This window comes from Nostoc sp. C110 (assembly GCF_043099725.1).
In the GTDB taxonomy this organism is placed as follows: domain Bacteria; phylum Cyanobacteriota; class Cyanobacteriia; order Cyanobacteriales; family Nostocaceae; genus Nostoc; species Nostoc muscorum_A.
This window is the reverse complement of record NZ_CP171148.1, coordinates 1,207,534-1,234,255: the sequence shown is the minus strand read 5'-3', so window position 1 is coordinate 1,234,255 and position 26,722 is coordinate 1,207,534. Positions and strand designations below refer to the sequence as shown.

The 26,722-nt window shown below is 40.0% G+C and carries 24 protein-coding genes and 1 pseudogene; 12 read left to right on the top strand and 13 right to left on the bottom strand.

The features are described 5' to 3' along the window. Positions 1–224 precede the first annotated feature (224 nt). On the top strand, positions 225–2,789 hold the full coding sequence (glgP, locus tag ACFFRD_RS10955) for an alpha-glucan family phosphorylase (RefSeq protein WP_392481478.1): 2,565 nt from the start codon (positions 225–227) through the stop codon (positions 2,787–2,789). A 329-nt stretch (positions 2,790–3,118) separates the two neighbouring features. Then, complete coding sequence (locus ACFFRD_RS10950; protein WP_392479625.1) at positions 3,119–4,132, top strand: transposase; 1,014 nt, start codon at positions 3,119–3,121, stop codon at positions 4,130–4,132. Here the strand turns inward: ACFFRD_RS10950 and ACFFRD_RS10945 are convergent. Together ACFFRD_RS10945 and ACFFRD_RS10940 are read right to left on the bottom strand one after the other, a co-directional pair. Continuing rightward, positions 4,097–4,600, bottom strand: coding sequence for a DUF29 domain-containing protein (locus ACFFRD_RS10945; RefSeq protein ID WP_392481477.1), 504 nt, complete (start codon positions 4,598–4,600; stop codon positions 4,097–4,099). The genes ACFFRD_RS10950 and ACFFRD_RS10945 overlap by 36 nt on opposite strands. Positions 4,601–4,637: 37 nt before the next feature. Further along, entirely contained in the window at positions 4,638–5,405 is a 768-nt protein-coding gene (locus tag ACFFRD_RS10940; RefSeq protein WP_392483046.1) for a DUF429 domain-containing protein, read from the bottom strand. A 425-nt stretch (positions 5,406–5,830) separates the two neighbouring features. Here ACFFRD_RS10940 and ACFFRD_RS10935 point away from each other — a divergent pair, with 425 nt between their 5' ends. Together ACFFRD_RS10935 and ACFFRD_RS10930 are read left to right on the top strand one after the other, a co-directional pair. Beyond that, entirely contained in the window at positions 5,831–7,096 is a 1,266-nt protein-coding gene (locus ACFFRD_RS10935; RefSeq protein WP_392481475.1) for a glycosyltransferase family 4 protein, read from the top strand. A gap of 179 nt (positions 7,097–7,275) precedes the next feature. Next, positions 7,276–8,040: an ABC transporter ATP-binding protein gene (locus ACFFRD_RS10930; RefSeq protein ID WP_199346372.1), complete on the top strand. Its 765-nt coding sequence runs from the start codon at positions 7,276–7,278 to the stop codon at positions 8,038–8,040. 125 nt (positions 8,041–8,165) lie between these two features. Here ACFFRD_RS10930 and ACFFRD_RS10925 read toward each other — a convergent pair whose 3' ends face one another. Continuing rightward, on the bottom strand, positions 8,166–8,696 hold the full coding sequence (locus ACFFRD_RS10925) for an orange carotenoid protein N-terminal domain-containing protein (RefSeq protein ID WP_012411415.1): 531 nt from the start codon (positions 8,694–8,696) through the stop codon (positions 8,166–8,168). Between the two features lie 222 nt (positions 8,697–8,918). Here ACFFRD_RS10925 and ACFFRD_RS10920 point away from each other — a divergent pair, with 222 nt between their 5' ends. Continuing rightward, complete coding sequence (locus ACFFRD_RS10920; RefSeq protein WP_114083544.1) at positions 8,919–9,293, top strand: hypothetical protein; 375 nt, start codon at positions 8,919–8,921, stop codon at positions 9,291–9,293. Between the two features lie 116 nt (positions 9,294–9,409). Here the strand turns inward: ACFFRD_RS10920 and ACFFRD_RS10915 are convergent, their stop codons facing one another. Together ACFFRD_RS10915 and queG are read right to left on the bottom strand one after the other, a co-directional pair. Further along, positions 9,410–10,045 carry an HAD-IA family hydrolase gene (locus tag ACFFRD_RS10915; protein ID WP_242064783.1) on the bottom strand — a complete coding sequence of 212 codons (636 nt, stop codon included), beginning with the start codon at positions 10,043–10,045 and terminating at the stop codon, positions 9,410–9,412. Further along, a pseudogene (gene queG, locus ACFFRD_RS10910) lies at positions 10,020–10,993 on the bottom strand (tRNA epoxyqueuosine(34) reductase QueG). Before queG ends, ACFFRD_RS10915 begins: the two are co-directional and overlap by 26 nt. A gap of 488 nt (positions 10,994–11,481) precedes the next feature. Between queG and ACFFRD_RS10905 the strand changes: the two are divergent. Beyond that, a complete protein-coding gene (locus ACFFRD_RS10905) occupies positions 11,482–11,913 on the top strand; it encodes a ketosteroid isomerase family protein (protein ID WP_392481472.1) in 432 nt (143 codons plus the stop codon). 84 nt (positions 11,914–11,997) lie between these two features. On the opposite strand, the gene ACFFRD_RS10900 is transcribed toward ACFFRD_RS10905, so the two are convergent. The 3 genes from ACFFRD_RS10900 to ACFFRD_RS10890 form a co-directional block, all read right to left on the bottom strand. Further along, on the bottom strand, positions 11,998–12,423 hold the full coding sequence (locus tag ACFFRD_RS10900; protein WP_012411419.1) for an anti-sigma regulatory factor: 426 nt from the start codon (positions 12,421–12,423) through the stop codon (positions 11,998–12,000). Positions 12,424–12,426: 3 nt separating this feature from the next. Further along, positions 12,427–14,100: a SpoIIE family protein phosphatase gene (locus ACFFRD_RS10895; RefSeq protein ID WP_190934468.1), complete on the bottom strand. Its 1,674-nt coding sequence runs from the start codon at positions 14,098–14,100 to the stop codon at positions 12,427–12,429. Between the two features lie 164 nt (positions 14,101–14,264). Next, positions 14,265–14,984, bottom strand: coding sequence for a response regulator transcription factor (locus ACFFRD_RS10890; RefSeq protein WP_012411421.1), 720 nt, complete (start codon positions 14,982–14,984; stop codon positions 14,265–14,267). Between the two features lie 499 nt (positions 14,985–15,483). Between ACFFRD_RS10890 and ACFFRD_RS10885 the strand changes: the two genes are divergently transcribed. Both ACFFRD_RS10885 and ftsE read left to right on the top strand, forming a co-directional pair. Beyond that, entirely contained in the window at positions 15,484–16,239 is a 756-nt protein-coding gene (locus ACFFRD_RS10885) for a WecB/TagA/CpsF family glycosyltransferase (RefSeq protein ID WP_392481469.1), read from the top strand. Positions 16,240–16,556: 317 nt separating this feature from the next. Next, the gene (ftsE, locus tag ACFFRD_RS10880) at positions 16,557–17,303 is read left to right on the top strand and encodes a cell division ATP-binding protein FtsE (protein WP_392481467.1); all 747 of its coding nucleotides are present in this window, start codon (positions 16,557–16,559) and stop codon (positions 17,301–17,303) included. Positions 17,304–17,415: 112 nt separating this feature from the next. Here the strand turns inward: ftsE and ACFFRD_RS10875 are convergent, their stop codons facing one another. Together ACFFRD_RS10875 and ACFFRD_RS10870 are read right to left on the bottom strand one after the other, a co-directional pair. Next, a complete protein-coding gene (locus ACFFRD_RS10875; protein ID WP_392481466.1) occupies positions 17,416–18,213 on the bottom strand; it encodes an armadillo-type fold-containing protein in 798 nt (265 codons plus the stop codon). A gap of 179 nt (positions 18,214–18,392) precedes the next feature. After that, on the bottom strand, positions 18,393–18,977 hold the full coding sequence (locus ACFFRD_RS10870; RefSeq protein ID WP_179073080.1) for a hypothetical protein: 585 nt from the start codon (positions 18,975–18,977) through the stop codon (positions 18,393–18,395). 504 nt (positions 18,978–19,481) lie between these two features. Here ACFFRD_RS10870 and ACFFRD_RS10865 point away from each other — a divergent pair. Further along, the gene (locus tag ACFFRD_RS10865; RefSeq protein ID WP_392481464.1) at positions 19,482–20,378 is read left to right on the top strand and encodes an alpha/beta fold hydrolase; all 897 of its coding nucleotides are present in this window, start codon (positions 19,482–19,484) and stop codon (positions 20,376–20,378) included. 407 nt (positions 20,379–20,785) lie between these two features. Beyond that, entirely contained in the window at positions 20,786–22,723 is a 1,938-nt protein-coding gene (locus ACFFRD_RS10860) for a hypothetical protein (RefSeq protein ID WP_392481463.1), read from the top strand. Positions 22,724–22,725: 2 nt separating this feature from the next. Here ACFFRD_RS10860 and ACFFRD_RS10855 read toward each other — a convergent pair whose 3' ends face one another. The 3 genes from ACFFRD_RS10855 to ACFFRD_RS10845 form a co-directional block, all read right to left on the bottom strand. Beyond that, the gene (locus tag ACFFRD_RS10855) at positions 22,726–23,313 is read right to left on the bottom strand and encodes a Uma2 family endonuclease (protein WP_392481462.1); all 588 of its coding nucleotides are present in this window, start codon (positions 23,311–23,313) and stop codon (positions 22,726–22,728) included. 93 nt (positions 23,314–23,406) lie between these two features. Continuing rightward, positions 23,407–24,102 carry an ImmA/IrrE family metallo-endopeptidase gene (locus ACFFRD_RS10850; RefSeq protein ID WP_392481460.1) on the bottom strand — a complete coding sequence of 232 codons (696 nt, stop codon included), beginning with the start codon at positions 24,100–24,102 and terminating at the stop codon, positions 23,407–23,409. A gap of 47 nt (positions 24,103–24,149) precedes the next feature. Then, positions 24,150–25,238 (bottom strand): helix-turn-helix domain-containing protein, encoded by a 1,089-nt coding sequence (locus ACFFRD_RS10845; RefSeq protein ID WP_392481459.1) that lies wholly within the window; start codon positions 25,236–25,238, stop codon positions 24,150–24,152. A 355-nt stretch (positions 25,239–25,593) separates the two neighbouring features. Here ACFFRD_RS10845 and ACFFRD_RS10840 point away from each other — a divergent pair, with 355 nt between their 5' ends. Both ACFFRD_RS10840 and ACFFRD_RS10835 read left to right on the top strand, forming a co-directional pair. Next, positions 25,594–25,797 (top strand): hypothetical protein, encoded by a 204-nt coding sequence (locus tag ACFFRD_RS10840; protein WP_392481457.1) that lies wholly within the window; start codon positions 25,594–25,596, stop codon positions 25,795–25,797. A gap of 36 nt (positions 25,798–25,833) precedes the next feature. Beyond that, complete coding sequence (locus ACFFRD_RS10835) at positions 25,834–26,655, top strand: PD-(D/E)XK nuclease family protein (RefSeq protein WP_392481456.1); 822 nt, start codon at positions 25,834–25,836, stop codon at positions 26,653–26,655. Positions 26,656–26,722: the final 67 nt, after the last annotated feature.

Sequence of the window (26,722 nt, the reverse complement as noted above, 5' to 3'; positions counted from 1 at the left end):
GATACATACCACTCAATGATTAAATCTTAATATACCAAGTATATGGCTGAGAGTAACGCATAGAATTAGAAACACCTTGGTGTAAACTTTAGCAACGATGTTAAAAAGAATTCTCAATGCTTAACAAAGTCATCGCTTCTTCACAAACTACAGTATAAAGAATTGGCAACATTGGTAAAGACAGTAAACAATAACCATAACTAAACTTGGAGTTTTGCCAACCTATGCAGCCAATTCGCACATTTAACGTATCCCCTTCACTACCACCGCGACTCGAACCACTGCGGCGGCTAGCATATAACTTGCACTGGGATTGGAACGTTGAGAGCAAAGATTTATTTCGTCGCTTAGACTCTGACTTGTGGGAGTCTAGCCATCATAACCCAGTGTTGATGCTCGGTACTATCTCTCAATCGCGGCTTTTGGAAGTTGTCGAAGATGAAGGCTTTCTCGCGCAAATGGATCGAGCTGACCGTCAGTTAGAAGATTATTTGCAAGAGCGCACTTGGTATCAGAAACAACGGGAGCATAAACCAAAAGAATGCTACGCCTATTTTTCGGCGGAATTTGGACTTGTTGATTGTTTACCCGTGTATTCTGGCGGCTTGGGAGTTCTGGCGGGGGATCACCTCAAATCTGCTAGTGACTTGGGGCTACCGCTTGTCGGTGTAGGTTTGCTGTATCAGCAAGGCTACTTTGCCCAGTATCTGAATGCTGATGGCTGGCAGCAAGAACGCTACTTGCTCAATGATTTCTATAATATGCCCTTGCATCTAGAGCGCAATGCCGATGGTTCAGAGCTACGGATTGCGGTAGATTATCCTGGACGCAAGGTGTACGCTAGAGTTTGGCGCGTACAGGTGGGAACAGTTCCCTTGTATCTGCTTGACACCAATATTGAACCCAACAACACTTACGACCACGACATTACAGATCAGCTGTATGGTGGCGACATCGATATGCGTATCCACCAGGAAATCATGCTGGGGATCGGTGGTGTGCAAATGCTCAAAGCTTTGGGGCTGAAAGTCACCGCTTACCACATGAATGAAGGCCACGCCGCCTTCTCTGCCCTAGAACGCATCCGCTTGCTGATTCAGGAAGAAGGGCTGAGTTATGCCCAAGCTAAACAGGTGGTGGCTTCCAGTAATATCTTTACTACCCACACGCCAGTACCAGCAGGGATTGACTTATTCGCTCCCGACAAAATGCTGCACTACTTGGGGTACTATGCAGAGATATTTGGGTTGCCCAAAGAGCAATTTTTAGGACTGGGGCGCGAGAATACAGGTGATTTATCTGGGCCTTTCAGTATGGCGGTGCTGGCTTTGAAAATGGCAACATTTTCTAACGGTGTCGCACAACTGCACGGGGTCGTGTCGCGGCAAATGTTCCAGGGCTTGTGGCAGAAAGTACCAGTAGAAGAAGTGCCGATCGCAGCAATTACTAATGGTGTCCATGCTCGCAGTTGTGTAGCGAAATCGACTCAAGAATTGTACGATCGCTATCTAGGCCCAAATTGGTCATCAGCACCACCAGATAGCCCATTGTGGGATCGGATGGATGCTATACCCGATGAAGAATTGTGGCGCAATCACGAACGCTGCCGCTTGGATATGATTTTGTATGTACGGGAGCATTTGGTCAAGCATTTAACTGATCGCGGCGCTTCCGCTTCCGAAATTATCCAAGCCCAAGAAGTTTTAGATCCTTACGCTTTCACCATTGGCTTTGCCCGTCGCTTTGCCACCTACAAACGCGCCACCCTCTGGATGCGTGATTTGGATCGGATTAAGCGGCTTCTGCTGGCTAACAAAGACAGGAAAGTGCAATTTGTGATTGCTGGTAAGGCACATCCCAAGGATATCCCCGGTAAAGAACTGATCCGCGAGATCAATCACTTTATCCGCGAACAACATTTAGAAAAACAGGTAGTGTTTGTCCCCAATTACGACATTCACATCTCCCGTTTGATGGTTGCAGGTTGCGATATCTGGTTAAATACACCGCGTCGTCCACGGGAAGCCTCTGGTACCAGTGGCATGAAAGCCGCAATGAATGGCTTGCCGAATTTAAGTGTACTAGATGGCTGGTGGGATGAAGCTGATTACGTCCGTACAGGTTGGGCGATTGGACACGGCGAAAATTACGACGATCCTAACTACCAAGATGAAGTAGAAGCAAATGCTCTCTACGAATTGTTAGAGAAGGAAGTTGTACCGCTATTTTATGAACACCGGGATACTGATGGCTTGCCTCGTCCGTGGGTTGCCAAAATGAAGGATGCAATTCGGTTGAATTGTCCGTTCTTCAATACAGCACGGATGGTAGGAGAATATGCACAAAGAGCTTATTTCCCGGCTAGCGATCGCTATCATACCCTGACTGTTGATAACTATGCCCCAGCGAAAGAACTAGCTGCTTGGAAAGAAAAACTGGGCGAACACTGGTTCAACATCAGAATCAAAGATGTTGATGTATCGGCAGCTTCAGACATTGAAGTTAACCAAACTGTTGCTGTCAAAGCCAAAGTTGACTTAGCAACCTTGACCAATGATGATGTGCAGGTGGAGTTATATCAAGGTGCGATCGATGCCAATGGTGAGATTGTCAACGCTGTAACAGTGGTGATGGATTACCAAGGTGAAGATTCACAGCAATTGAGCATTTACACGGGTAATATTACTTATACCGCTTCTGGTTTACAGGGCTTGTCTTTGCGTGTATTGCCGAAAAATCCAAATCTGGCTAATGCTTATGAACCAAGGTTGATTGCTTGGGCAGAGTAAGAGTGCTGAGTAGTTATTAAATACTCAAGAATAGGCGTTGCTAATTTAAGTTAGCAACGTCTTTTATATTACAAGTTTTCAGGTAAGTAATTAATATCTAGTAGCTGTTCTAAGGTATAGGTAGAATATTGAGCAGGACTTACGCAACTGGCACAGTGCGATGCCTGCGGCGGGCGTAGCCATCGCATTTATATAGTACATAAATACTATATAAAAGTGGCATACCCAAAGGAAATTGATGAAATTAGTAACAGTAATCGGCTGTGTTAAGTATTCATCAAATTATGAGAAAATTAGCTGAGGATGCATAAAATCAATCCTATAGGTTTATGAGATTTACTAAACTTAATTATTGCCAGTACTTGTTAAGTAGTCAGATTAATTATACTCTCACAAATTTGGCGGAGCATTTAGAGCAGATCAGTCACGATAAAATCAACCGTTATTTAAATAACGAAAAATTAACACCTCGGATTCTTTGGGATAATGTCAAAGATTTAATAGAAATAAATGATAATGCGTATTTGGTTTTTGATGACACAGTAATTGATAAACGATACGCTGTGGAAATAGAGCCAAGTAAACGCCAGTATAGTGGCAACGAGCATGGTGTAATTCAAGGAATTGGGCTAGTAAATTGTGTATATGTCAATCATGAAATCGGAAAGTTTTGGGTAGTTGACTATCGAATTTATGATCCAGATAGAGATGGTAAAACAAAGATAGACCATGTGATGGAGATGCTGCAAAACCTTGTGTATAATAAGTTTTTGCCATTTAAAGCTGTCTTGATGGACACTTGGTATGCCACAAAAAAATTGATGTTATATATAGATGGGTTAGGGAAATATTATTATTGTCCTCTGAAACGTAATCGACTGGTTGATGATACGTCAGGTCAAAAAGATTATCAAAGAATTGAATTGTTATTTTGGGATGAAAAGGAGTTAGAATTAGGTAAACTAGTTAAAATAAAAAAGTTTCCTCAAGCTAAAAAAGTGAAACTATTCCGGGTAACTGTCTCCACCGACAGAACGGATTTTATCGCTACAAACGATATATCTCAAGATTCTACGGACGTTGTACAAAAAGTGTGTAAAGTTCGATGGAAGGTTGAAGAGTTTCACCGAGAATTAAAACAATTGACTGGCATTGAATCATGTCAATGCCGTAAAGGACGTATTCAAAGAAATCATATTGCCTGCGCTATTTTAGTTTGGCTTAGACTCAAAGATTTAGCTTATAAAACTGGTCAAACAATCTATCAAATTAAGCATGGATTGTTATCAAATTATTTAGTTCAGCAACTAAAACGTCCGGCTGTTCCCATGTTTATCGTGTAGTTGTTTGGCGCGCGGCGCGGTTACACCGTGCCATTGCTTGTGACAGTTGCGTAAGTCCTGTTGAGGTAAGTTATCGAGTTTGCCTTCAGTTTTATCAATTACATATCCTAAAGCATCATTATAAATTGATGCTAATTCTTTTTCTAAAAATTGATATAAATTCGTTGTTAACTGACGTTTTAATTGATTCCTAAAACCTCTAATTTCTGCTTTCCAATGTCCAGAATTATATTGAGATTCCTCTGTCCAGTATTGCAGTAGCAAAAGATGTCTAATAATTTGTTCTAATAAACTAGCAACCTTGGCTTTGTCTCTACGACCCAAATTTTCTAGCTCCTCAATTAAATTTTCTAAATCTAATTCTTCTAAATGGTTAGCTTTCAAGAGTTTGATTGTTTCCTCTAACCAGAGATGCTCGTCAATTTCATAAAGCTCTTTTAAACTCAAGTTAGAACTAACTCCTTGCATAAAACCTCTTTGAGTTAAATCTTACGACATTACAATTTTAGGCTAATATTCTTTGGGGGATGATAATGTAGCCTGTGGTGCGATCGCCTAATACTAAGTTACGTTGTTCTCCCCAATACCACCAGTATGCGGCAACATAGGCGCAAATTAAGCTATCTAATTGATCTTCAACTGCTTTCAGGGCTGCGCCTGTGGTGGGGATTTTGGAAGGAAACGTAGACGCACCAGCGGCTTGCCGTAGGCTACCGCAGAGGCGCAGAGAACGCAGAGGAGGAGAAAGAGAGGGGAGGATATCGAGAAGATAATTTTGGAGTTTGATTAGTTCTAGGCGACGCTCAGTAAGTCGTCCTTTTTTGTATTTAAGGATGCGTTCTAAGTTGAATAGGTTAACGATTGCTGGGTGGGGGAAGACTTCTATTTGATATCTGCTAAGTTTTTGCGGTTCAATGGTGGGTGCGTGGGCAAAACCACGTGATTCTAATTCTAAACCAAAGTTAATGGTGCGATCGGCGAAGGGTAGGTTTTGATTCGCTGGGTAGCAGCCTGCATGATATTTGCCAAAGTACTTGTGGCTGAGTTTGTCGGGGAGGCGGCTCCCGCTAGCGTTGGGTATGAGGGTAGGTGCATCTACGGCGATGATTGCTGGTTCGTCTGGTTGAACGCTTTGATCGATCCAGGTGAGGATGTCTGCAATAGCTTCTTTGCGGTCTAGATCGAGTAGTTGCAGTTGTCCATCTATCCATTCTAAACAGCATAGTCCACTTGGTTGCGATCGCCAGCCTAAATCAATGCCAATAAATTTCATTGTCATAACATGAATTTGCGATTATTTTCGCATTTTCAGGCTACCATTTACCTAAATTTACTTGCTAAAAATTGTGAGAAATAATCTTATAATCTGAAATAGCTTGTCTTAATTTATTTTATCTGGCATTGAAGAAGAAGTCAGAATTCAGAAGTGAGAATTCAGGAGTCAGAATCAAGACGCTCGCGGACTCGCTAACGCTACGCTATCAGTCGGGGATTCAGTCCCACGACTTTCTTGTTGACCACCAAATCGTAGATTTGTTGGGGGTATTAAACCCGATTATTCAGACGCTCGCAGACTCGCTAACGCTGCGCTATCCGCCACTCATACAAAATTAATTCTGTTAGCGGATAGCTAAGGTTTAGCCCATTCTGACTCCTGACTCCTGAATTCTATTTGATAAATTAATCAAGATTATTCCAATGAAAATATTATTTTTACATCCCAATTTTCCTTCACAATTTCGCAACCTAGCGACAGTTTTAGGTAAAGATCCTAATTGCAAAGTCGTCTTTGGAACAAATCGTCGTGAAGGCGAAATACCTGGCGTTTTTAAAGCTATTTACACTCCTTCTCGGGAAGCTGCTCCCCAAACTCACCATTACGTTCGCAACCTAGAAAATGCTGTTCTCACCGCGCAGGCTGTCTATCGCGTGTCCGAAAAATTAAAAGCTGAGGGTTTCTTTCCAGATATAGTTTATGGTCATTCTGGTTGGGGCCCGACTTTATTTATGAAAGATGTTTTTCCCAAAGCAGAATTATTGTGTTATTTCGAGTGGTTTTATCACGCTCACGGTTCGGATGCAGATTTTGATCCCAATGAACCATTGAATGCTGATGATGAATGCCGTATCCGCGTGAAAAATGCACCGATTTTGACTGATTTATATAGCTGCGATCGCGGTCTTTCTCCCACTAATTGGCAGCGTCACCAGTTTCCCAAAGAATATCATAGCAAAATCACTGTACTTCATGATGGTATTGATACCAATTATTTTGTCCCCAAGCCAGACGTAAAGTTAATTTTACCAAGAATAAATCTTGACCTTTCCCATGTCGAAGAGTTGGTAACTTATGTGGGACGGGGAATGGAACCTTATAGAGGATTTCCACAGTTTATGGAAACGGTGGCACTAATTCAACAGCGAAGACCTAACTGTCATGTAGTAGTTGTGGGAGAAGATAGGGTGGCTTATGGGAAGAATCTCCCCGATGGTCAAACTTATAAACAGTTAATGCTAGAAAAATTAAAATCATCTTTAGATTTATCGAGGCTGCACTTTACAGATAGACTACCTTACAATGAGTATCTTCAGGTTTTACAAGCTTCTTCTGCTCATATTTATTTAACCCGTCCTTTTGTTTTATCCTGGTCAATGTTAGAAGTAATGGCAGCAGGATGTTTACTAATAGCTTCTAAGACTCCGCCAGTATTGGAGGTCATCCACGATGGGGTGAATGGATTGTTGGTAGATTTCTTTTCTCCCCAGGATATTGCTAATCGGGTTGAAGAGGCGCTGAATCATCCTCAAGAGATGAAAAAAATTCGTGCCAATGCGCGAGAGACTATTTTGAAGCGTTATGATTTAGCCAAACTGTTACCACAGCATTTGCAATGGATGTTTGCTGGTAAAAATTCTGAGAGTTTAAAAAAGCACTCAGTCTCTAAGGGATTTGGAAGAAATTAGATGAATATTTGGGGTTAAATTCCTCAAAGTTTAATTGGGTAAACTAAATTGTTTTGAAAGGATATTTACTATTGTAGCGATCGCTAATTCCTTCCCGACAATTTACCTTGTGAGGATGGTTACTATAGTTACAACTGGGAAAAAAGTAACTTACTACCCCAAGATTACCTATAATCTTTATGACAAACACTATTTCAATTAACGATTCCCTGGTTCCTAATCCTCTACCGAAACCAGCAATCATTCGACTAGAAAACATTTTCAAGATTTATGGTAGTGGCGAAACAGAGGTACGAGCGCTGAATGATGTCAACCTAATTGTGGAACAGGGCGAATATTGTGCAATCATGGGCCCTTCAGGTTCTGGTAAATCCACAGCCATGAATATTATCGGGTGTTTAGACCGTCCGACAACCGGACATTATTACTTAGATAATCTTGATGTAGCCCAAATGGACGATCGCTCATTGGCGCATATCCGTAATAAAAAACTGGGGTTTGTGTTTCAACAATTCCACTTATTGCCCCAACTAACAGCATTAGAAAATGTGATACTGCCAATGCTGTATGCTGGTGTGAATCCAAAAGAAAGAAGCGATCGCGCCACAATTGCATTGACGCGAGTCGGTTTAGCAAATCGCCTCAACAACAAACCAACTCAACTATCTGGGGGGCAACAACAAAGAGTAGCGATCGCACGAGCCATTGTCAATCGTCCTGTAGTACTCCTAGCCGATGAACCCACAGGCGCACTTGATTCGCGCACAACCCAAGAAGTCTTGGATATCTTTAGCGAACTCAATGCCAGTGGAATCACCGTTGTCATGGTGACACATGAGCCAGAAGTTGCCCGTCAAACCCAGCGCATCGTTTGGTTCCGCGATGGTCAAGTGGTACACTCTAACCTCACCCCAAGCGACTTGAGTCAGTTGGCTGTCTCATAAGTTATTAAAGTCCGCTTTCCTTCTCTAAGAGAGGTTGTCCAACGGAACGCTACTCGTAGCTTGGCACAGCGTAGGAGGAAGCGGACTTTGTTAGTGTAGCCGAGACTTCTAGCTGCCAGTCCCGATTACAAACTCGACGTTTTTCCAGTTTCTGCTTGCGTTGCGATCGGCTTAACATCGGTGTAACCCACTTCACCAGCTATTGTCCGAAACACCGAAATTTGCTCGTCAAAATCTAGTTTTTCAATCTGGGAAACCAGATCGTTAATTGCCTTACTTGGCTCGTAGCTACCTGGTAAGTCAACTACTTGATTCCCCATAGCTACCGCCCAAGCATACCAAACTAACAGCTGGTTGTTTTCTTTTATCGCCCCATAAGCACGGGAATATTCTGTATCTTTGCGGTTAACAATATCCCGCATAATATCTAGTTGTTGCTCATCTGATAATTCAAAAAAGTCTCCTAGCAGAAGTGGTGATAATTCTGGTTCAGCAGCAGCAGGAACAGCTGGCGTAATAGAATCACCCATTTTTTTATAAACCAAATAGAACCAAGCTAATTTTGCATCGGTATCTAAATTGTTAAACGCATCCACCAATTTTTGAGTTTCATTGCTCTGAGCTTGAGAAATAGTTTTATCGTAACTTGCAGTCATAATTTTATTTCCAAAGAAATTTTACACGCTAAACTAAGGCTTACCAAAGTTTGAGCATCAGCTTCTACTATCGAGAGAAAGATTTATGTTAATTGCAAATTTCAGCTTTAATCTATCTTTTAATAGACGTAAAGTCTCTCCCCAGGGAGCATGAAAATAGCTAATTACCTTGTTATGCTTTTTCAAGTAAGCAATAAAAAATTTAACTTAAGGATTTTAACTATGCCTGATGAAGTAAAGCCCAATGTTAATGAAGCTCCCACCCATGATGCTCAATTAGCTGCCGAAAATATCGCTAGTGGTGAAGAAAAAGCGCCAAAAGTTGATTTTGATGCTGACTATGCAGCTGCACAACAATTTAGCGTGAGTGAAGTTGATCGTACTGGTGAAGGTGCAGCAGCAGCCGAAGCAGCCACAGCACCTAAATATCAAACTTCTAAGCCAGAAGAGACAAAAATTGAAGCGCAGTCAACTGGTAATCCTGACGATTATGCAGAGTTAGCAAAGGAAGTTGGGAATTCTAGAACTGAAGGTGTGACTAATGTCAGTGATGAACTAGTACAAAAAGCTTTGGAAAAGGGTCAACCGAAAAAGTAATTTTTGCTAATCCAATATTTAGACATCTGGTGAAAAAAATGTAGAGACGTAGCATAGCTATGTCTCTACAATGGTTATGGATAACGCATATTTAATTTATGGAGATGTGTATATAATTAATAACCATTCATCACTTCTAGCAGTTCGCTAGGTTGGTGAATCAAATAATCTGGATTTTGTTTAGCTAATACTTCCGATGAATTAAAGCCCCAAGCTACTGCGATTACTTGGATATTTGCTTTCTTTGATGCTTCTATATCTCTGGTTTCATCTCCGACATAAATAACTTCTTGGGGTTTGAGTTGCTTTTGCCTCAATACATTATTGATTATGGTTGTTTTGCCAAAAATTGTAATTCCTGAGTAGATGAAATCAAACAGGTGATTTAAATCATTGATTGTGAGAAATTGGGTAACGTTATCTTTAGAATTAGAAGTGATAATACCCAGTTTATATCCTTGATTTTGCAGTTCTATTAATGCTTCTTTAATTCCCGGAATTGGTTTTAATTCGGGAATTTTGTCTTTTAATTCCCCTTTAACTTTTTTAACTAAAAAAGGTATTTTAAATAGAGAAACTCCTGAGAACTTAATAATTTCCCTAGATGTTAAGTTTTTAAGGAGGGCTAATTGCTCTGGGCTGATGTGTCTATAACCAAAGTCTACAGCTAGACGATTGGCAATACTTACAAGTGCATCTACTGTATCAGCAATTGTGCCATCAAAATCAAAAATAATTACTTTCGGGGTCATTATTTGCCTGGATGCGTCAAGATTAGCTAGGGCGTTGCGTCGTAACATTTCTGGCTTAATCCGCCGCAAGGCAGATGCTGGAAATCGTTTATCCCACTCCTGGTCTGAGATTTGGGCTAATTCTAGCAGTTTGGGAGCAATATTCCCAGGATAAGGCTGAAACTCTGGAATATCAGTTGCTTGGGCAAAACGTTGATTCCAAGGACAAACATCTTGGCAAATATCACAACCAGCAACCCAGCCTTGCAAATGGGGTGTGAGTGTCTGTGGCAGTTCTTTGTCCCGATTTTCAATTGTATGATAGGCGATGCAGCGATTAGCATCCACAACAAAAGGCTGAGTAATTGCACCTGTAGGACAAGCCTGAAGACAACGAGTACAGCTACCGCAGTGTTCTGTATGCGGGCGATCGCTCTCTAGCTCCAAATTGGTCAACACTTCTCCCAAAAATACCCAAGAGCCATATTCCCGTGTAATCACATTACCATTCTTGGCAATCCAACCAATTCCGGCAAGTTGAGCCAATACTTTATCTTGTACTGGACCAGTGTCTGCATAATAACGAACTCTTACACTTTCATCTAGTGATTCCAGCCATGTAGATAGCTGCTTGAGTTTTTTATGCATTACCTTGTGATAATCTCTTCCCCAACCATAACGGGAAATTTTGGCATATTCCTCGCCTTCTGGACGTTGATATGGTGTGTAGTAATTTAGAGCTACACATACTAGCGATCGCGCTTCTGGCATCACTAAGCGGATATTTTGACGTTTTGGGTTAGCCATCCATTCCATATCGGCGTGATAACCCAGTTCAATCCATGCTTGTAACCTCTGCGCTTCTGTGGCATCTATGCTATCTACAGCAGCAATTCCAACTTTGTGAAAGCCCAACTCGCTGGCTTTTTCTTTCACCACACTACTGCTTGTTACAGAATACTGACTCATTTTTTTATTTGGATTTTGCCTAAATAAAGGCAAATAAATTATACATTACCTAGTCAATACCTTTGATGAATATTTGTTGCTTTCCCTACGGATCAATTTTATCGAGAAAGGCAGGAGGCAGTTCGCGTAGCGTCTCGAAGAGAAGGCAGGAGGAAGAAAATATATTTTTTGCCCTCTGCCAAACGGGTTTAAAGCCCCTAAATTTATTTATGAATAAAGGTAAAAAATGTATTTTGAGACGCGCAGCGCAAAGAATACAGCGTCCATCATAAATCCCCTAAATTTATTTATGGGGATTACCCCCTACCCCCTGCCCTCTGCCTTATTCAATTTTTGCAACACCAATGTAGAGACATTCCATTGCAACATCTCAACTTCCATCGTGAGGAAGATTTAGCAATATGTAGCAATCTATCTCAAAAGCAGCTTTCTTTTGAGCGATTTTTGTATTGAAATGAATATTCAGTTAGCATAATACAAAGAATTTTATGACTTCTGCTGAATTTATATCCCCAGCACAGTTGAAAGAAGAATTCCAGATTGAGGGAATCACAGAAACAAGCGTACTGCGTTATTTTCAAACCTTAAATGCGGGAGAATTTGAGGCAACTGCTGCCTTATTTGCGGTAGATGGTGTGATGCGTCCACCCTTTGAATCTGATATTGTGGGGACAGATGCGATCGCAGCCTACTTAAAACAAGAAGGCCAAAACGTTAAAGCTTACCCAAACACGGCAATCGCCGAGACTTTAGAAACCGGTGAGATTCAAATTCAGGTAGCAGGCAAAGCCCAAACTTCCTGGTGTAGTGTGAATGTCTTGTGGATATTTATCCTCAACCAACAACGGCAAATTTTCTATACTAGAATCAAACTTTTAGCTTCTCCCCAAGAGTTACTTTCTTTACGCCGTGAAAAGTAGTAAATAAGTATAATTTTTGAGGAAATGTTTGATATTACCCAAAACAAAATCTAGGCATCAAAAATTCCTATAAATAACTTTTGTCTATTTGACTAATTCGGGTAAAGTAGCTTGTAACTTGAGACAGTTTGCACCATCAATCTGCAACTCATAGTCTACTTTATCCATCAGACGATTCATAATCAGCCAACCATAACCACCTTCTTGTTTTTCCAGAGGGTTGGGTGCGTAGTAGTTAGACATATCAAAGCCTTCGCCGTAGTCCCAAACTTCTAGGGCCAGATCCCGGTCTTTCACTTCCAAACGCAGTAAAATTGGTAAATTTGGTTTGTCCTTGTGGGCATGACGGACTGCATTTGAGTAAGCTTCCACCAAAGCCAATCTCAAACGACTTGATTGCCGTGACCAATCCACAGATTCTCCTAGCTGAATTTTTAAACATCCCAGTAACCAGTTTTCGACAATATTCAGAAAATTCAAGTCACTTGGTACATGAAGCTCACTTTTCATCACTTATAAAATCTCCAGTGAAAGTATAGTTTGATCGTCTTCTTGAATGTGGTTATCTGCCTGGATGCGAGCTAGTAAATGGTTGAGAGAAAGTGGTTGTTCTTCTTGTTGTAACAGTTGCCAAAGACCATCTTGGTTCAGCATAGAACGGTTAACTGCCTCAGCACTAGACCCGTTTTTTACTGTTAAATCAGAATCATTTGAGATCGTTGCTTCTGTAATACCATCACTGGCGAGTAATAATGTGTCTCCAGTAGCGAGAACCAAACGACCAGACTGTGCCTGCCACTTGGGTAAGATTCCCAAAGGAACACTGCGGACTTTCAGGTAATTAGGATTGTCGCCTAAAGCGTCTTGGCGTGACCATAACAGTGGATAAATATGACCGGCATTCGTGTAGACTAGTTCCTTAGTACTAGGGGTATAACAGGCTAACACAAGAGTAATGAAATAATTGTTGCTAATTAAATCTTCACTCAGAGCATGATTGAGGTTTTGCATAACCACATTCGGCTCGGCTGGTGTTTCTTGAGATAATTCCCGGCGTAAAACTGAAATAATACTAGCCATAAATAAAGCAGCTGGGACACCCTTACCAGAGACATCACCTACTGCTAACCACAAGTCCCCTTTGGGATGAACAAACACTTCAAAGAAATCGCCTCCTACTTCCCGCGCCGGGTAGCAGCAGGCTTGCACTTTTACACCCTTGATATCAGGTAAACTTTGGCGTAGCAAATTGTATTGAATTTGCCGAGCCACCTCCAACTCATTATGAATCTGCTGTTGCTTTTCTTGGAGACGCTGGTAAAGTTTTGCTTGCGAGAGAGCTAAGGCTGCTTGTTCGGCAACACCTGCAATTAGTTGGATGTCTTCGTCTTGCCAAGGGCGATCGCGTCCCCATTGGTGGAGAGCCAGCACAGCCAACAAATGCTGCTGGTAGCTAAGTGGTACAACCAAATGGTGACAGGGGTTGCCCTCGTATATTTCTTGAGTAAGTTGATAATGACGAGTTTCCAGCACTTTTTCAATTAAAATACTGGGGTCGAAGAAGCAATCTAATACATTGGATTTAGGATCGTAGTATGAAAACTCATCTTGTATCAGGCGATCGCCTTCTACTGGTCTGAGCAAGCAACTGCTAGCGTCAAATGTTTGTCCAATGGTTGCGACAATTTTTTGCAGCATACTGTCGTAGTCTAAAGACTCACGAATTGCGGTTGTTACGGCATTAAACAATGATTCTCGCCGTAGGGCCCGACGCAACTCTTGCGTGCGCTTCTTGACTACACGATATGTATCAGTCGCTTGCTCAACTAATGCCCTGAGTTTATCTGGATTCCACGGTTTGGTAATATACTTGAATACCTGACCAGAGTTAATGGCATCCACTAAATCTTCGACATCAGTAAAACCAGTCAACAAAATCCGGATCGTGTCAGGAAAGCGCTCTACTGTCCGACTAAAAAATTCGGTTCCATTCATTTCTGGCATTCTTTGGTCAGAAATAATCACCGCCATTTCGCCAAATTGATCCAAGATTTCCAGAGCGCCAAAGGCATGATTGGCTTTATATACTTGAAAATCTCGTCTAAAAGTGCGGTAGAGTAAATCTAGGTTGTCTGGCTCATCATCTACCACCATGAGCTTAAGTTTTTCGACCCCTGTCTCAGCCATATTTGACTTTACTTTTGAGATGTTTGAATGGCGATATAGTGTGATGTTTATCCCACATAATAAATCACAGAAAATCAGAGAAGCCATTCACTTTGAAAATATCACTTTCTCAAAGTTATGAGTTTCCCTTGATCGTTTTAAATTGCTCCACATCAAAATTACCTTTACCCAACTAAACCAGAACGCAGGGCGCGGACTGCTGCTTGGGTACGGTCATCGGCACATAGCTTATTCAAAATATTGCGAACGTGAGTTTTAACAGTCCCAACAGTGATGTAAAGTCTTTCCGCAATTAGTGCATTACTACAACCTTCGACAATCAACTGTAGCACTTCTAATTCCCTTTCTGTCAGGGTGTAAGGTTGAATTCCTTCCAGATTCTCGACATAATCAGGGTTAGAGGCAATAGTCTTGGCATCTACAAAAGCCGATTCCAACTTTTGAGGATTTTGTTGTGCTTGTTGTAATACAATTCGAGCGATCGCTGGATCGATCCAGGCGTTGCCATTGTAAGTTACTCTCACTGCTTCCAGCAAATTATCAAATTTGATATCTTTCATACAGTAAGAGTCTGCACCAGCAGCAAAAGCCGCCAACACAGCTTCTTTGTTATCCCGCAGCGTCAAAATTAACACTTTTGTGGCTAGCTGCTGCCCATTTGCAGTAGATTTTACCTCCCGTGTTAGTTCAATACCATCTTTATCTGGTAAACCAATATCTACGATCGCAATATCAGGTTGTACCATTTTTAACATCTTTAACCCCTCGGCAGCATTGGCAGCTTCACCTACAACTTCAATTTCATCCTTTTGGATGAGCGCTGTCCGAATACCCACGCGAGTGAGGTCATGATCTTCAATTAAAGCAATACGAATTTTACTCATAGCCAACTTCAGCCCGTTACACTACCTTAACCATAAAGTCGAGTTTCGTGACATACTCCCACACTAACTGTAAGCAGTATAGTAGGAGCTTCTGTTCCCGGAACCAGAGTTGCGAGTTGAGCTTTTTTATACTGGGTTAATATTACACTTTCACAATAAAGTTTGCACTGATCCAGCCCAAGTACAAGCGCTCTGAGAAATCCCCACTTTCAAAACCGCAGGCTTGTAGAGCCAATTTTTAAAATGGGCAGTATGTCAAGCTTTCTATTGTTCCAAGGCACTGGGGATCTTTCCCAATACTTTTCGGTTAAGGGGGAAAGGGGAAAGGGAAAGGGTTTAAATTTACCTTTACCCCTTACCCTTTTCCCAGACCAAAAGAGAGATTGTTGGGTTTATTCGAAAAGTATTGGGATCTTTCCTGCCTAAGTTCTAATATAAAAAAATTTGATAAACTTAACATTCAAGTAAATCTGGCGTGAGGGTTACTCAAGAATAGGCTATGTCTAAAGGCAATCAAGCATTTTCAGTATTGGGAATACCAGTTCATGTGATGGCTAACTATCCAGGCTGGTTGTTAGAAAGCCTAGAACAAGGCAGAGGAATTCATGTAGTAACGCTCAATGCAGAAATGACTATGCAGGCAGAGCAGAATGAATTACTCGCTCAGATAATTAAAAATGCTGAACTAGTTATTCCAGATGGGGCGGGAGTTGTTCTGTATTTACGGTTATTATTATGGCAAAAAGTGCAGCGTTTTCCGGGAATTGAATTAGCAGAAAAACTTTTGCAAGAACTTGGACAAAAGAAGACAGGGGCAAAGGTGTTTTTTTATGGAGCAGCGCCTGGGGTGGCCTCAACTGCGGCAGATTTTTGGCAGCAGCAAATTCCAGATTTGAATATAGTAGGCACTCACTCAGGCTACCATTCCCCAGAAGAAGAAGCGCAATTGCAACAAACTCTTGTTCAATTACAGCCACAAGTGATTTTTGTCGGTTTGGGAGTGCCACGTCAAGAGTTATGGATTGCCGAAAACCGCCATTTGTGTCCTCAAGCAATTTGGATTGGCGTTGGTGGTAGTTTTGATATTTGGTCGGGAACTAAAACCCGCGCTCCCGCCTGGTTAGCAAATAATAATTTGGAATGGTTATATCGGCTGTATCAAGAACCTTGGCGTTGGCGGCGAATGTTGGCTTTGCCAGCTTTTGCTGTAAAGGCTTTTATTTATCGTTTGACAGCGAAAGATGCAATTAGTTAAGTCGGTTGGCGCAATTAAAGCTAAGTGGCAAGGACTGTCATTTGTCCTTTGTCATTGGTCATTGGTCATTAGTAAGAACTTTGCTTAACATAACTTTGTTTCTTTCTACAAACTTACTTGGTTAAGAGTTTTGCTAGCAGTAGCGGGGCGTTTAGTCTGTGTTGTTACTTAGTTAATACTGAAGTCTTCAAAAAATTTTAAATTTTCTTTGTTGAATTTTAAATTCCCAAGCAAAACCTGGGAATCCTTATTTTGATAGGCAATGTCACATCTAAGTCGGCAAATTGTTTAGTTGTGGTTATGAGGAAAATTTAACAATGCCAGTATTAACAACTCAAGTTAAAACAGATAAATTCGTTCAGAGAGAGGACTCTGCAACTCAACAGCATGGTAGTAATACTACTGCAAAGGTGACATTGCAATCTGTAAGCAAGACTTATGCTAACGGCACTCACGCCTTATTGAATGCGAACCTTGAGGTAAAAAAGGGAGAATTTCTGTTTATCACTGGGCCAAGTGGTTCTGGTAAATCAACGCTCTTGAAACTGTTGTATGGCCAGGAGTTGCCTACACAGGGAGAAGTAATTGTTGATGAGTGTAATATAGCGGGTTTACGGGGCGATCGCTTGTCATTATTTCGGCGACGGATTGGCATTGTGTTTCAAGACTACAAACTGATTAGCCAACGAACAGTAGCAGAAAATGTGACTTTTGTGCTGCAAGCTCAAGGGTATACCCGTAAAGAAATTCAACGACGTTTAGAACCAACTTTAAAGCTGGTGGGTTTACTGAGTAAAGCTGATTGCTTCCCAGATCAACTATCTGGGGGAGAGCAACAACGGGTGAGTATTGCTCGTGCGATCGTTGGTACACCACCACTACTGTTAGCAGACGAGCCTACTGGGAATCTCGATCCTGATAATTCCTGGCAAGTAATCCAGATTCTCCAGAAGTTAAATTCCTTTGGAGCTACGGTAATTGTTACCACCCATGATGAACAATTGGTACGGCGGTGCAATCATTCGGTAGTGCAAGTTATTAATGGACAGTTGTCTCGAAAATAGTTATTTGTTATTGGTCATTGGTCATTGGTCATTGGTCATTGGTCATTGGTCATTGGTCATTGGTCATTTGCGAAGGACAGAGGACAAGGGACAAAGGACAAATGACCAATAACTAATAAACGTGGTGTTTGACTTTTGCTGATACGGGTACAAAAGGTGCTTCTGTTTTGGGGGGTAGCACTTGTAGGCGATCGCCTCCGGTCGGTCGGATGCGATCGCAAGCTTGTAAACTCTTAAAAGCTGCCTCTCGGATTGCAACTTCTTCCTCTCGACTGAGTAAGAGTTGCAAGCATTCGGCAACATCTTGCTGCACTGAAGAATCAACTCGCTGACGGCTGATGAATTTAGTTAGTTGACGTAAGGCAATCAACCGTTTCAATGGATCTTTGTCTGTTAAGTTGACCAACAACCGATCAAGGTAGTCTTCTTCTCGATTTTCATAGAAGTTGACAATTTGCCAGACTAATAAAATCAAAGTTAACAGGGTTCCCACGCCTTGGATAATAGCACCGGCTGCAATCCAGGAACTGTGAGAGTCAACCCAAATTGCAGCGGCCATATAAGTGCTGACAGTAGCAAGACCACCACTAATGACCGCTAAGACTAATCGACGATTTGAACTGTTTAAGAACTTACGTATCTTAGACCAGTGCAATTGCCAGTCCCACTTCTGCATTGAGTAAACCAATACCATTACCCCAATGCCCATTAAGAGAGCCAATAGCAGCATCCAGTTCCACAACAACATAGCAACGACGATTGTCAGGAACCCAAAAAAGCCTCCAGGCCCAGAGAAACGCTGAAATGTTTGCTGCTTTGTAGCTCCTTTTGTCTTGAACAATGGATGCGACCAGCTCCAGTTGGGGATCTGGTTGATCAATTGCTGCCAAGAAGACGAAGCCTGTGCCACAGTGTTTACCTACTTGATTACGAAATTACCTATTGTATAAGTTTTACTAGGGAATGAAGAAAAGGTGAAGACCCAAACCACAAGATGCCTGCTTTGCATCGACGGATAGTAGACTAGTACAGCACGGCGGAAATAAAGATACCATTTTAGATGGCTCAGAGCAAGGGCATAAAGGCTTTTTAAAGGCAAAAATGAAAATTGTCAATGGTGAATTGACCATCAAAAGCACAGAAGGTAACGCTATAGATGTTATTCACATTTATAGATAATAAGGTATTGGGGAAAATTGCTGAGTCTGAATTGGCAAGATTAGAGCCTGGTAGTGCAGTTTGACCGAGCAGTTGGCGATCGCGATCGTAAGCAGAAAGTACTAGCCGTTGAGAACTAGTGACAAAGGCACTAACCGAGTTAACCGGACGCAAGAAAGTAGCTTCTACAAATCCACTTTTGGGCGCTCCCATTAAAACTGTTAGCCCTGAATAGGTTGGAAATGCTGGATTTGATGGTTGTATTGCTAGAGAATTGTGAAAAATTACTCCCCAGCGTTCATACTGGCGCTCTACTGGTTCAAAACACTTTAAGTCTTCTAAGTCTAAAAATATACAAGTAGGTACACTAATTCTGGCAGCATCAATGGCTGACTCAACCTGATCCCTGCAAGCTGAAGCTTTAATTTCATTTTGTATATTAAACTTGTCAAGCGCAAATTCAGCGTCTTCAATCGTTGGTAGTTTATTTGATTGAAGAGTAGCCTGCTTTACCATGACATCCCGCCTTACCATTACTTAGATAATAATCAGATTAGTTATACATCAAAAGCAATTTATCTTACATATAGAAGTAGAATAAATAGCCTATTAAAATAAGCGTTTCAACTGTTTTTAACGCTCAAAATTATTTATTAGTTTTTTGATAGATTACCATAAAAACTTATGCTGGATTCAGACTTTAGTGATAGTCGCTACCATAAAAAACCTTGTAAGACAGTAATTTCAAGGTTAATTTCCTTTTTATTGTGAAAAAAATCACCAAATCTTTACAAGTAATCCAGTAATTTTACATCTGCTTAATCTGACGGTGGTGAGAAGTCTTAGAGCAATTGATTCGCTGATAATAACAATGAGTGGAAGTTTGAACTAAACACGTAAGCATCCAGTGTAACTAAAGGATATGAGTACGCAAAGGCAGGATCAAAATCCTCTCTGCGTGTACCCGCATCACTACTTTCACTTGTGCCAACGAATGACTATAGTCAACAAAAAATACTTATGTTTCAACCACAAGGATTTGACCAACGCTCTATAAATACCTCACTAGGTAGAATGGTGTATTATTCTGCTGATGGAGCGCCTTGGCAGAATAATGTAATTGCTAGAGATGATCGGGAAACTTTGGTGTTCTTGCATGGCTTTGGTGGTGGATCTTCTGCTTATGAGTGGTCGAAGGTTTATCCGGCTTTTGCCGCCGAATATCGGGTCATTGCACCCGATTTGATCGGTTGGGGTCGGTCTGAGCATCCGGCACGGAATTATAATATTGAGGATTATTTGACCACGATTCGGGAGTTTATACAGCAGACTTGTACTGGCCCTGTAACTGCGATCGCTTCTTCTTTGACCGCAGCATTTACAATCCGAGTAGCAGCAGCTCATCCTGATTTATTCAAGGCTTTAATTCTCACTACCCCCGCCGGACTTTCCGACTTTGGCGAAGACTACTCACGTAGTTTTTTTGCTCAGTTAATCAGTGTTCCTGTTGTTGACCGTTTAATTTACAGCACAGGGGTAGCCACCAGTGGGGGTATTCGCAGTTTCTTAGAGCAACGGCAATTTGCTAAGTCTAATCGAGTGTACCAAGAAATTGTAGATGCTTATTTGCAATCCGCCCAGCAGCCTAATGCTGAATATGCAGCACTATCCTTTGTTCGTGGCGATTTATGCTTTGATTTATCCCTTTACATTCAAGAATTAACAACTCCCACCGCCATTATTTGGGGACAAAAGTCAGAATTTACAGGGCCTGCAATTGGTCGCCGCCTTGCCGAAATTAATCCCCAAGCAATCCGATTTTTTCAAGAGTTGGAAGATGTGGGGTTAACACCACAGTTGGAATTGCCGGCAGTCACAATTGGGTTAATTCGCCAATTTTTGCCTTTGCTTAATTAGTGGTTTTTCATTAGTCCTAGCCCTGTCGTCTGCGGATTTATTTTGTGTAGTAGCGTACTCCTGCGGAGAAGCAAGCTACGCGTCAGCGTGTCAGAGGCTCTATTTTATAAGGCTGTTGGTCAATTCACGATGGGTTACAATCACCAGCCCTAAAACCTTGGTGAAAGTGTTGCTTTCGCAGTTTGCAATACATTGCGGGCTAATTGCTAAAGTGTGTTTAAACGCACTGAAATTAATTACATTAATTCGCCAACAGTCTTATTCTATCCGCTCAATCCTTTATATCAAGATGAAGGGTGTCATTATAGTATTCAAAATCACGATACTATTCCACCTGAATTGATAAATTGCTAATTATATAAACAAAATAAGGTATAGCAAGTTTATATTAGCAGGTAGATTATCTGATGACTATTCCAGAGCCAATTAAAATATTTATTACATGGATACAAGGTTTTGATCATCGGATTTTACAAAATGAAGATGATGTTAAAGAAAAGTTTATTTTACCAATGTTTCACTATCTCTGTTATCCAGAGAAATGTCGTCGTGAATACCCTTTAATAACATCTAAATCAGGAAATTCTCACAGAAATACCGGAATTTTTCAGGTTTATTATCCAACAGATGGTATTAATCAACAAAATATAAATAACTCACTTGTTGTTATTAAGACAATAGCCCCAGATGAAACTAAATTAAATGATGTTTTTCAACAAACTAAAATTTATAGAGATCGTTTTAATGCACTGTTTTTTATAATTACTAACGGATATGAAATAAAAGTTTTTAAAAGCTCACATTACTATCAAGAAGAATCTGTTTTTGATCTAAATATAGATATTATAAAAAATAATTATATTGCCTCAGACTTTTACAAAAAACTAAATTTTGAATTAGTTAAGAATATCGACAAAAAAATAACAAGCAGTTTATTAAATACTAAATATAAATTAATAGAGAGATTTTTAAACCAACATCCAGATTTACAGGATATTTTGGAAAAATGTGATTTTGAGCCTTCCACTACAAGAAAAGGCTATCGCTTAGTTGTTGTGAAAAGGAAAGTAGGGATCGCATGTAATTTACCCAAAGCTTTTGGAGAGGGTAATTGTGAAATAGAGTTCAGCAGCATTATTTTAAGAGGTCTAAAAATTTACTTAAATCATCAAGATATTTTAGGTCAATTAATGACTGGACTGCACACCCAGCCAGAATGGGGATGTCGTCGGTTTTTTAAACAGTTAGATAAAAATACTTTTGAGGTTTATTTAGGTCAAACAACTCTAATTTTATCAGATATAGAAGCAGCAGACTTATGTTTATGTATTGATGGAGTTTGTCAAGAATATAAAGATTTACTAATTCAATTTGAAAACATTTTAGAAGCATGGGATTTTAAATTTGTAAACTTTTCAGGAAATAGAGGTTTTATCCTATTTTCTGTAAGACAAGAATTATGGAATCTAATGCAGCAGTTCGCTAATGAGTTTGATTATATCAAAGGTAAATCAGAATGGCATTTGTTTCATACAAAAGGTATGTCAATTCGAGTGAGTAGAGGAATTCACGATCATACATTTATTTCCCACCAAACTGATATAAATTTATCTTCATTACCTAACAATCATCAAGTTAACGTAATTTATGAACTAAATGATGTTAACTTACAATCTATTGATACAAATGAATGTAACTCATGGCAGCAAGATATTGGTTCTTGGGGAAACTGGACGGCTAAATATACTAAACAGTGGTTATTAGAGAAATATATTCCAAAAGTTATTAACTATTACTCACAAAAGTCTCAAATATCTGAAGCTGAATTTATAGCAAAAATAACAAATTATACAAATGGTCGTGCGCTGATTCAAGAAATTGATAATATCCGAGATTTAGCACCTTATCTTCACGACATCCAATCTTGGCTAAATATATATGTAGAAAATATTGCTTCCTCTCTGTTGAAACCATATTACCAAGCCTATACAAATTTGGTACGTAACACTGACTCTTCTATAACAGGCATAGACTATATTATAGGAAATTTGCGTAGGATCGAGTGGAAAAATACGCAAGAAGAAATTTATAACGATCGCACAGACTGGAAAAACTTGACTTTTAAATATGCTATTGATTGCTTGGATAAGCAAGTAGCAAGAATAAATAATTGTGAATACGAGAATAGTTTAAAAGCAGATTTAATAACTCGGATATTTATTTGGATTATAGAAAATGGGAAAATATCTTTTTCGCAAGCTCAATTAAATGCTGCTAAACAGGCTTTGCTACCACTTTGGGAACAAAGTCGCTTTGAAATGCGTTATGTGTATCCTAATCGATAAGACTACATAATTTGCTGTAAATTTAACACAAATCCAGGTAAGATATTTTCTCCTGATAAACTAGCAGGATTGTCTAATATCTCTACATCTTTACCTGGACGATAAATTTCTACTCGCTTGTTTTTCCGGTCAATTAACCAGCCTAATTGAGTGCCATTTTCAATATATTCTTGCATTTTCTCCTGTAAGTCTTTCAACGAATCAGTACGAGAACGCAACTCTACTACAAAATCAGGACAAATTGGGGCAAATTTTTCTTGTTGTTCTAGGGTTAAAGTATTCCACCGCTCAATTTTTACCCAAGAAAGATCAGGAGAACGTTCTGAACCATTAGGTAAGGTGAAACCAGTTGAAGAGTCAAAACCTTTGCCTAATTTAGTCTGTTTATTCCAGATTCCTAATTCAACAACCATATCAAAATTACGGTTGCCAGTATCACTACCTGTAGGTGGCATAATTAATAATTCCCCTGATGCTGTACGCTCAAATCGATAATCGCGGTTTTTCTGACACATATCGAAAAATTGCTCATCAGTTAAGTCGATTTTCAACTTGAGTGTAGAAGGTAAAGTGGTTGTAACAGCATTCATAAGCTATCCTGAGCATCTTACTTTCTAGTTTAGTGCTGTGTGGGGTTGTGTGGGGTGCGATCGCATGATGAGATAATGAAGTGCGATCGTACTTTACCTATCAAATAAATTTGTCTGCCCATTCGGTGCAGCTTTACCCAGATAGATTTGCTTAGAACCCTTGGGAATAGAAATCCAGCCAAGGCTTTGGAGGCGATAGATAAGATTAGATATTGTTACACCAAGTTCCTCTTGAATAGCATAAAGATGTTTCCAGTTAGTTAAATCACGTCCTTTCCTTGTAGTTTCTAGAATGTGGAGAGGCATTAACAGACAACTAGCAAAAAACTGAGCTTGCCATTCAATATTCTCTAACTGGCTATTCATATTTATCTGGCTAGTTTTAGTGTCTACTGTGCGGCACAAAAAATATCTTGTGACATCTTCTAGTCCTAGATTTAATTCTAACTGTTCTGTCAGCCCATCAGCTTCATCTTGATTGACATGGAGTATCCAGTGTCCAATTTCATGAGCTATTGTAGATTCTACAAATCCTCCACTTAGCTTAGGAATTAATTCATTGAGTACAATCTTTCTCTGCAATGGGAGAATTTTAGCTACTATTGACCCTTGAGTATCAGGAGGTATGCTTTGCCAGTCAATCATTATTCCCAAAGCATCAGCAGCACGACTAGCCTCAAAAGGCCACTTTGGAGGGTAATTATTTACCTCCATAATTCTTAAAACTTCATTAGCTTTAGACTCAATTTGTTCTTTACTATAATATTGATATTGTTTAAATATTTTCATTTTTAATCCTCACCTTGTTGATTCATAAGCGTTCTATTATTTGCTAACTAAAAGTCAGTTTCAACTTTTCCAACATAGATTTGCTTAGAGCCTTTAGGTATGTAAATCCACCCAAGGTCTTGCAAACGATTCAAAAGATTAGATATTGTGACACCAAGTTCATCTTTGATTACATAAAGATGTTTCCAATTAGCTAAATCACGCCCTTTTCGTTTTTCTAGCAATATATGACGAGGCATTAGCAGACAACTAGCAAAATACTGGGCTTGCCATTCTATTTTATCAAGCTGACTACTAGCAGTATATTTATCAAGTGGCTCACTAGCACTACGACATAAGAATGAATGATTAGTTTCTTGAATGCCAGGATTTATCTCTATTTCTTCTGATAAAATTTCAGTTTCATTTTGGTTAACATGAAGTAACCAATGCCCTATTTCGTGGGCAATTGTCGATTCTGCGAAAGCTCCTAGAACTTCTGGAATATCTTCATTTATCAAAATTGTACGTTCTAAAGGTAAAATCATAGCTATGATCAAGCCCCGATCATCAGGAGATATTTGTGCATAACAAATATTCAAATTTAGAAAGTCACATACCCTAGCAGCATCCATAGGAAATTTAAGGGTATATTGAGGTAAAAGTTGCATACGTCTTAAAACATCATTAGCTATGTTCTCAATTTCATCTTTAGAATAGAAGCGATACGGCTTAACCAAGTTAAGACTTTTCTGGAGTTTTGCTACCTTTTCTCTAAGTTCAGCATTTTCTTTTTGTAATCTTACAATTTGCTCATCTCGTGCCTTTACCAATGAATCAATACCCGGACTTTCCCGCATTCGACGGAATAAAGCTGGCATTTCCTTGTAGTTCGCCTTAACCAATTCTTCAAAAGCATCCGAGTCACGTTGAGTCATACGTCCAGCTAGGTAGATTAGCTCCTCTGCATTCAAACTCAGATGTTCTGCTAAGGAGCGGATCACTTTCTCGCTTGGCTCAACATGGTCGTTTTCTAGTTTGGACAAATACGTGTAGTCTACGCCTACCTTTATCGCTAGCTCACGCTGACTCAATCCCTTTTTTCTACGAGCTTGCCAAATACACCTGCCAAAACTCTGACTCTCTTGTTTATCCATAATCGCATTCAACTGCCTAACGCATTTCCTGAAGCATACATAATAATAAACCTTGTATCGGTTTGAGTCATAGTAGACTAAAAGCCTTATTTTAAAAAGCTTTTCAGGAGTGCTGGGCTATAAGTTACCCAAAATTTTTAGCTTTTGAATCACTCATAGATACGATAATATCAGTGTTGAAAATAAAATTCAACACGTCTCCTAAATATATTTAAGCAGTTGACAAAATTATACAAGTTGAATAATATAGTTCAACACTGAACAACTGATATCTTACCCTGTTGAAATTATATGGCAATTCAGGCGGCTGTACTGATGTTCGTTGAGTTATATTTCGTTACACCTGAGCAAAAGTATGAATAAACAATCGTTGAACTCTGAACAATTGTGTTTTTCTGTTGGTAGGCCTTTACCAGTTCTGCTTGAAGAAATTCAAAAATCAAGCCGCAATCCACAACTCAGAAAGCCTGCGGAACAGATGCTAGAAGGGTTACATACCTTGGAAATCGCCACCGAGATTGATGTATATAGAGCAATCTACGAAATCCTGACTAAGTAAAATTTTTTCTCTGCTAAATTCTGGGATTTGACATCAATGAGCCAAAATTGGCTACAATATGCCAGTTACAACCTATGGTTGCAGTATTCTCCACCCATAGGGAAAGAACACTTGCACTGTGACATGAAACGAGGTTTTACAAAAGCGCGATCGCGAGAACCTGCGGTTGCAGCAATCTTGGCAAGTGATAGCACTCCCCAACGAATTGGATTACTAGCACAAAGGGGGGTTTATGAATTTCATGAAAACTCCCCGATGTTACATCAAGAAGACGCTGTAGAACAAATGATAGAGATTCTGGAATTGCGGAAAGAATCAGATTTAGTTCAGCAGCGAGTACTTCAGATACTCACAAGCTACCAGCAAAATCCAATTCTTGCTGAAAAGAAAATTATTCAACTTAGCCGAGGTGATGAGGGTTTTCCAGAACCAATTTTGATTAAGCAGGGTAATCAGTCTTTTAACTTCTATGCTGCGATAGACTGCATTTTTGCCGAAGAAGATGATACTTTGCACATTTTAGATTTCAAAACTGGCCACTCTGATTTTGATCGGCGACAAGGGTATATTTATTTACTAGCTACTAGTTATTTATACCCCCAGCAAAAAGCAGTAGCGTCTTTTTATAACTTAGAAAATGGTAACTGGTCAGAACCTATCAGTGCAACACCCAACACTCTTAAGGCTTTTCAGATAGAACTTGCTCTAATAGCTCAACGACATCAAGAAGATTTGAGACGCTACCGTAAAAATTCTGCTGATTTCAGTCAAATATTTCCCCAAAATCCGGGTGTAAGTTGTCGCTACTGTCCTTTTAACTCAATTTGTGAATTTACTATATCAGAGGTTTCTACATGACTGCTGGTGTGCTTCAATCTCCCTCAAAAACCAATATATCCCCAATATTTTTGGCAGAAATATTTTT